The organism is Pseudomonas sp. (assembly GCF_049645325.1).
Taxonomy (GTDB): Bacteria; Pseudomonadota; Gammaproteobacteria; order Pseudomonadales; family Pseudomonadaceae; genus Aquipseudomonas.
The window spans coordinates 1-6,670 of sequence record NZ_JBARTQ010000280.1 but is presented as its reverse complement, the minus strand read 5'-3'; the positions used below and the strand labels follow the sequence as shown (position 1 = coordinate 6,670).

Here is a 6,670-nt window from a genome sequence, read left to right as displayed (position 1 = left end):
CGAAGGCGGTGGGTCAGCCAACAAAACAGTGACTGACACGACTCCTTCGCGAGCAAGCCCGCTCCCACACAAACCGCTCCCACAGTGGTTCTACCTGCGTGGCTCAGTCCTGGTTCAGACCGACCCGATACAACACGCCTTTATCCTCATCCGTCAGCACATACAGGTAGCCATCCGGCCCCTGCCGCACATCGCGAATCCGCGCCTTCAAATCGCCCAGCAAGCGCTCCTCGTGAATCACCTTGTCGCCGTCGAACTGCAAACGAATCAACTCCTGGCTGGCCAGGGCGCCGATAAACAGGTTGTGCTGCCACGGCTTGAACCGGTCGGCGTCATAAAATGCCATGCCGCTGATGCCCGGGGATTTTTCCCAGACATGATGGGGCGCCACCGTGCCTTCGACTGTCTTGCCCTTGGCCTCTGGAATCGGCGTGAGGGAGTAGTTGATGCCGTGGGTTGCCAGCGGCCAGCCGTAGTTCTTGCCACGTTCGATGATATTGATCTCATCGCCGCCACGCGGGCCGTGCTCGTGCTCCCAGATCGTGCCGCTCCAGGGGTTCAGCGCCAGGCCCTGCGGGTTGCGCTGGCCGTAGGACCAGATTTCGGGGCGCACGCCCTGCTGGCCAACAAAGGGGTTGTCATTCGGCACGCGGCCGTCCGGGAAGATCCGCACCACCTTGCCTTGCAGCTTGTCGAGGTCTTGCGCCGTCGGGCGGTCGTTGTTTTCGCCCAGGGTCACAAACAGGTAGCCGTCACGGTCGAATGCCAGTCGCGAGCCGAAGTGGTTGCCGGTGGACAGCTTGGGTTCCTGGCGCAGGATCACTTTGAAGTCCTTCAGGCCGCTCAAGTCATCCGCCAAACGGCCGCGCCCCACGGCGGTCCCGGCTTTGCCACCCTCGCCGCCGCCTTCGGCGTACGACAGGTAGACCATGCGGTCCTGCTTGAAGTCCGGCGACAGCACCACATCGAGCAGGCCGCCCTGCCCTTTGGCCCACACCGGCGGCACGCCTGTCAGCGGCGCAGACAGCTTGCCGTCCGGGCTGACAAACCGCAGGTGGCCGGGACGTTCCGTGACCAGGAAGCCTTGTTTATCCGGCAGAAAGGCGACGGCCCACGGGTGATCCAGGCCCTTGACGATCGGCGTGGCGGTGATGCTGCCTTGCTCACTGGGGAACTGCTGGGCGTCGGCTGCAAACACCGCCGCGAGTGGAAGGAGTGTGGTTGCGCAAACGGCAGCTAACAGGGTTTTGCGTAGAAGCATAAGACGTAGTCCTTACCGGCGATTGCCGTTGGCATCGTAAGTGGGCGCTTTGGTGTCGGTGGCTGGACGGCTCGGGGCGGCATTGCGCGTGGGGTAGCGATTGCCGATGCCGCCGTTTTCCACGGTGGGTGCAGGGCTGGTCGGCCCGGTCTGGATACCGCGAGTGGCCGGCGCATTGGGCTGGGTGCCCTGCATGCTGTTGGGGTTGGCCCGGTGAATGGGGCTGTTATTGGAGTCGCTACGGCCGGGCAGGTTTTGCGCCTGGGCGAATGGAACCAGCGCCAGACCCAATGCCAGCACCGCAAGATGACGCACACAGCTGTTCATGACGAAGCCTCTCCAGGACGAGTAGTACGTGCTTTCGATAACACGCTACGCCTTGGGTTCGGCGGGCGACACTAAATAGTTTCTCATCAGGTGTAACACGATCTGTCCGCGCATCTGCCCGGCGAAACTTTTTCCGCCGCCCGCCAGTCACCAGAACACAGGCTCTACTCAAGGAATCGCAGGTATGCCACGGGCAATCTGGAAAGGCGCAATCAGCTTCGGTTTGGTCCATATCCCGGTGTCACTGGTCAGCGCGACGTCCTCCAAGGGCGTTGATTTTGACTGGCTGGATAAACGCAGCATGGACCCGGTGGGTTACAAGCGCATCAACAAGACCACCGGCAAGGAAGTCACCAAGGAGAATATCGTCAAGGGCGTGGCCTTCGAAAAAGGCCGCTACGTGGTGCTCAGTGAAGAGGAAATTCGCTCGGCGCACCCCAAGTCGACCCAAACCATTGAAATCATCGCCTTCGTTGACAGCGACCAGATCCCTTTGCAAAACATCGACACGCCTTACTTCCTGGCCCCGGACAAACGCGGCGGCAAGGTCTACGCCCTGCTGCGCGAAACCCTGAAAAAAACCCGCAAGGTCGCCCTCGCCAATGTGGTGCTGCACACCAAGCAGCACCTGGCGGCGTTGATGCCGCTGGAATCGGCGCTGGTGCTGGTGATGTTGCGCTGGCCCGCCGAGGTGCGCGGCCTGGATGAACTGGAATTGGGCAGCGACGTCACCAAACCCACCCTGGCAAAAGGTGAGCTGGACATGGCCAAGCGCCTGGTCGAAGACATGAGTGCCGACTGGCAGCCAGACGAATACCGCGACAGCTTCCAGGAAAAGATCATGGCGTTGGTGAAGAAGAAGGCCAAGGCCGGCAAGATCGAGGCGGTGGAAAGCCAGGAAGGCAGCGAAGAGCGCAAGTCGGCCGATGTGATCGACCTGACGGAACTGCTCAAGCGCAGCTTGGCTGGCAAGCCCGCGACGAAAAAACCTGCAGCGAAAAAGCCTGCCGCTAAAAAGTCCACCCAAAAGGCCTCTTGAGCCTGCGTCAGCTGGAGAATGACATGGCAAAGCCGCTGAGCGAATACAACCGCAAACGCGATTTCGAGGTCACCGCCGAGCCCGCAGGCAAAGCGCCTGCCGGTAAACGCAAGGCTTCGGCACTGTCCTTTGTGATTCAAAAACACGATGCCCGTAACCTGCACTATGACTTTCGTCTGGAGCTCGATGGCGTGCTCAAGAGTTGGGCGGTGCCGAAGGGGCCGAGCCTGGACCCGAGCCAGAAACGCCTGGCGGTCCACGTTGAAGACCACCCCCTGAGCTATGGCAATTTCGAGGGCAGCATTCCCGCCGGCAGCTATGGCGCCGGCGATGTGATCGTGTGGGACCGCGGTGTCTGGCAGCCTCACGAAGACCCGCACAAGGCCTATGCCGCCGGCAAACTCAAATTCACCCTGGTCGGCGAAAAACTCTCCGGCGATTGGGCGCTGGTTCGCACACGGCTCAAGGGCAGCGGCGACAAGGAACAATGGCTGCTGATCAAGGAAAAGGACCCGCAGGCACGCCCGGCAGCTGACTACGACATCGTCCAGGCCGAACCGAAAAGCGTGCTCAGCAACGCCTCGGTCGGCGACTCCAAACCCAAGGCTAAACCCCAGCCACGGGCAAAACGCCAGAAAGCCAGTGCCGCCCTCCCCGAGCAACTCACCCCGCAACTGGCAACGCTCGTTGACCGCGCACCGGAGGGTGACTGGCAATATGAGATCAAGTTCGACGGCTATCGCATGCTTGCTCGCATTCAGGACGGCGACGTGCGCCTGTTCACGCGCAACGGCCATGACTGGACCGAACGGTTGCCGCGTCAAGTCAAGGCGCTGCAAGCCCTCAAGCTCAAGGACAGCTGGCTCGACGGTGAAGTGGTGAGCCTCAACGCCGACGGTTTACCGGATTTTCAGGCGTTGCAAAACGCCTTCGATATCGGCCGAAGCCTTGACATTGTGTATTACCTCTTCGATGCGCCTTTCTTGAATGGGCAGGACCTGCGGGAAACGCCAATGGAGGAACGCCGCGCAGCGCTCAAGGCGGCACTGTCCGGCAGCCGAAGCAAGCTGCTGCGGTTTTCCGAAGCCTTTGCCGCCAACCAGCGCGACATTTTCGAAAGTGCCTGCGACCTGGCGCTTGAAGGTGTGATCGGCAAGCGCACCGGCAGCCCGTATGTCTCCAGCCGCAACGCCGACTGGATCAAGCTCAAGTGCCGCTTGCGCCAGGAGTTCGTGATTGTCGGCTACACGCGGCCTCAAGGCTCACGCAGCGGCTTTGGCGCGCTGCTGCTGGCGGTCAATGACGACACGGGGCTGATCTACGCCGGACGCGTGGGCACGGGCTTTGATCAGGCGTCGCTGAAGGCGATCTACGCGCAGCTCACGCCCCTGGAGCGTAAAACTTCACCCTTGCAGAAGCCCTTGACGAGCGCACAGGCGCGCGGCATGCACTGGGTTGACCCGACCCTGGTTGGCGAGGTGAACTTTGCCGAATGGACCCGCGAAGGCGTGGTACGCCAAGCGTCGTTTGTGGCACTGCGCACCGACAAACCGGCAGCGCAAATCATTCATGAACAACCGCGTGCCGCCAAATCGCTTAAGAAGGCCGCACCCGCTAAAAAAGTCAGCAGTGGCGGCGTGAACATCACTCACCCGGACCGCGTGATCGACACGCACAGCGGCACGCAGAAGCAGCAACTGGCGGACTTCTACGACAGCATCAGCGAGTGGGTTCTGCCGTTCCTGCGCCACCGGCCCGTATCTCTGTTGCGCGCACCTGAAGGCGTCGACGGCGAGCAGTTCTTCCAGAAACACTCAGAGCGCTTGGCCATTCCGCACATCAAGCAACTGGACCAGAAGCTCGACCCCGGCCATGCACGGCTGATGGAAATCGACAGCACAAATGCGCTGATCGGTGCGGTGCAAATGGGCACGATCGAGCTGCACACCTGGGGTGCGACGTCGGACAAAATCGAGACCCCGGACCTGTTTGTACTCGACCTCGACCCTGACCCGGCATTGCCGTGGAAAGCCATGCTGGAGGCCGCGCAACTGACCTTGTCGGTACTCGATGAGTTGGGCCTGGAGGCGTTCGTCAAGACCAGCGGCGGCAAGGGCCTGCACCTGATCATTCCGCTGGCACGCAAAGACGGCTGGGACACGGTCAAAGCCTTCGCCAAGGCCATCGCCCAGTTCATGACTCAACAGTTGCCCGAACGGTTTACCGCCACATCGGGCCCGAAAAACCGCGTGGGCAAAATCTTCATCGATTACCTGCGCAATGCGCGCGGCGCCAGCACGGTGGCGGCGTATTCGGTACGGGCACGCCCGGGCTTGCCGGTGTCGGTGCCGGTCAGTCGGGAAGAGTTGAAGGATTTGCGCGGCGCCCAGCAGTGGACGGTTGCCAACCTGGAGGATCGCTTGAACAATTTGAAGGGCGATCCGTGGGCCGGTTATGCCAACCGGCAGAAGATCACCAAGAAGATGTGGGACAAACTGGGCGCGAAACCACCGCAGTGATGTGCGCCCAGAGGGTACTCAGACAAGGATAAAGATCAGCGCCAACCCGGCAAAAATTGCCCATTTTTCCAGGTAGTAGCGCGCACGATTGCGCTTTTTCAGCTCTTTGCCACGCAGACGGATCTTGTACAGGCGGGTAAAGGCGCGGTTCAGGCCGCCGGTCTTGTCGCCGTCATCATTAGGCGAACCCGCAGCGGCCATGACGTTACGACTGAACCAGCGGTTGAACGCCGCCGCCCAGCGATACTTCATCGGCCGCTCGATGTCGCAAAACAGGATGATGCGATTCTTCTGCGTGGTGTTTTCCGCGTAGTGGATGTAGGTCTCGTCAAACATCACCGGCTCGCCATCACGCCAGTAATAGCTCTCGCCATCCACATTGATGTAGCAGCCAGGATCGTTGGGCGTATCCAGACCCAGGTGATAGCGGTAGGAACCGGCGTACGGGTCGCGGTGGCGCACCAGCTTGGAGCCCGGTGGCAACTCGGCGAACATGGCCGCCTTGATCGAGCCGATGCTTTGCACCAGCTCAGTGGTGCGCGGGCACAGCTTCATCGCAGACGGGTGACTGTCGCCGTACCACTTGAGGTAGAAGCGCTTCCAGCCCGACTTGAAGAACGAGTTGAACCCCACGTCGTTGTACTGCTCCGAACGCTTGATCTCCCCCGCCCGCATAAGGTTCTGGCCCTCTTGGCGGATTTCCTCCCAGTGCTCCTGCAAGGGGCTCAGGTCTGGAAAGTCGCTGGGCGACAGGAACGGGCGGCTTGGCTGCCTGGAGAACAGGTACAGAAAGCAATTGATCGGCGCCAGGAACGTCGAGTGATCGCTAAGCTGGCGGCCCAGCTTGTGTCGCACCCGACCACGCAGGTGTACATACGCGATGGAGGCAACGTAGAGAGCAACAATGATGAGTTTCAAGGGATTCGTCACACGTCAATAGAGAACAGGCTGCTCCTGCGTGCCCACAACGGCCGAGGATTGATTAGCAGCACCTGAAATCACAATTACACATTGGCGCCTGGCCAAGTTTGAGACAAACCTGGCCGGGGTCATTGGCAGTTATTTAGCCACAGTTTGTAACCAAAGGTTAACTAAGAATTGTGAAAAGCTGTCCACTGGGCCAGATGGCCAACGTCTGAGCGCGTCTCGGTGGTTGCCCGCTGCCGTGGAGTATCACGGCAGCGGTTGATCATCTTTGCGCTCAGAACGCGGCAAATGGCTGTCCTCCAATCGCGCACCCACGGGTCTGTCGCGGTGCGTTTGAATGAAGTGCCTGATCAGTGCCACAAACACCCCCAAGAACAGCCCCAGCAACAGACTCACCGCGACAATCATCAGCTTTTTCGGCTTGATCGGTGACAGCGGCTCCTGAGCACGCCGGTCGATGGATACCAGCTTCAAGCGGGTCATGTCGATATTCAGGCCGCGCAGCCTGGCGACTTCAGCGCGCAGGGGCTCAACGTCGCGCAGGAAAATATCTTCGTTGCCACGCTTTTGCAGAATTTCAACTTCACGGTTGAACTC

The 6,670-nt window shown here is 60.5% G+C and carries 6 protein-coding genes; 2 read left to right on the top strand and 4 right to left on the bottom strand.

All coding sequences use genetic code 11. The features are described from left to right. Nucleotides 1-103: 103 nt before the first annotated feature. Nucleotides 104-1,261: a PQQ-dependent sugar dehydrogenase gene (locus WBB95_RS12475; protein ID WP_424487879.1), complete on the bottom strand. Its 1,158-nt coding sequence runs from the start codon at nt 1,259-1,261 to the stop codon at nt 104-106. A gap of 12 nt (nt 1,262-1,273) precedes the next feature. Then, nucleotides 1,274-1,588 carry a hypothetical protein gene (locus WBB95_RS12470; RefSeq protein WP_424487878.1) on the bottom strand — a complete coding sequence of 105 codons (315 nt, stop codon included), beginning with the start codon at nt 1,586-1,588 and terminating at the stop codon, nt 1,274-1,276. Between the two features lie 184 nt (nt 1,589-1,772). Here WBB95_RS12470 and WBB95_RS12465 point away from each other — a divergent pair, with 184 nt between their 5' ends. Both WBB95_RS12465 and ligD read left to right on the top strand, forming a co-directional pair. Continuing rightward, the gene (locus WBB95_RS12465; RefSeq protein ID WP_424487877.1) at nt 1,773-2,627 is read left to right on the top strand and encodes a Ku protein; all 855 of its coding nucleotides are present in this window, start codon (nt 1,773-1,775) and stop codon (nt 2,625-2,627) included. 23 nt (nt 2,628-2,650) lie between these two features. Beyond that, entirely contained in the window at nt 2,651-5,146 is a 2,496-nt protein-coding gene (gene ligD / locus WBB95_RS12460; protein WP_424487876.1) for a DNA ligase D, read from the top strand. An 18-nt stretch (nt 5,147-5,164) separates the two neighbouring features. Here the strand turns inward: ligD and lpxO are convergent, their stop codons facing one another. Next, the gene (gene lpxO, locus WBB95_RS12455; RefSeq protein ID WP_424487875.1) at nt 5,165-6,064 is read right to left on the bottom strand and encodes a lipid A hydroxylase LpxO; all 900 of its coding nucleotides are present in this window, start codon (nt 6,062-6,064) and stop codon (nt 5,165-5,167) included. Nucleotides 6,065-6,319: 255 nt separating this feature from the next. After that, the coding region (locus WBB95_RS12450; protein WP_424487874.1) for a GNVR domain-containing protein at nt 6,320-6,670 on the bottom strand (351 nt) is incomplete at its 5' end.

Excerpts from the sequence above, each read along its gene's own strand:
- WBB95_RS12475 (WP_424487879.1), bottom strand. The coding sequence starts at position 1,261 with ATGCTTCTACGCAAAACCCTGTTAGCTGCCGTTTGCGCAACCACACTC.
- WBB95_RS12470 (WP_424487878.1), bottom strand. The coding sequence starts at position 1,588 with ATGAACAGCTGTGTGCGTCATCTTGCGGTGCTGGCATTGGGTCTGGCG.
- WBB95_RS12465 (WP_424487877.1), top strand. The coding sequence starts at position 1,773 with ATGCCACGGGCAATCTGGAAAGGCGCAATCAGCTTCGGTTTGGTCCAT.
- ligD (WP_424487876.1), top strand. The coding sequence starts at position 2,651 with ATGGCAAAGCCGCTGAGCGAATACAACCGCAAACGCGATTTCGAGGTC.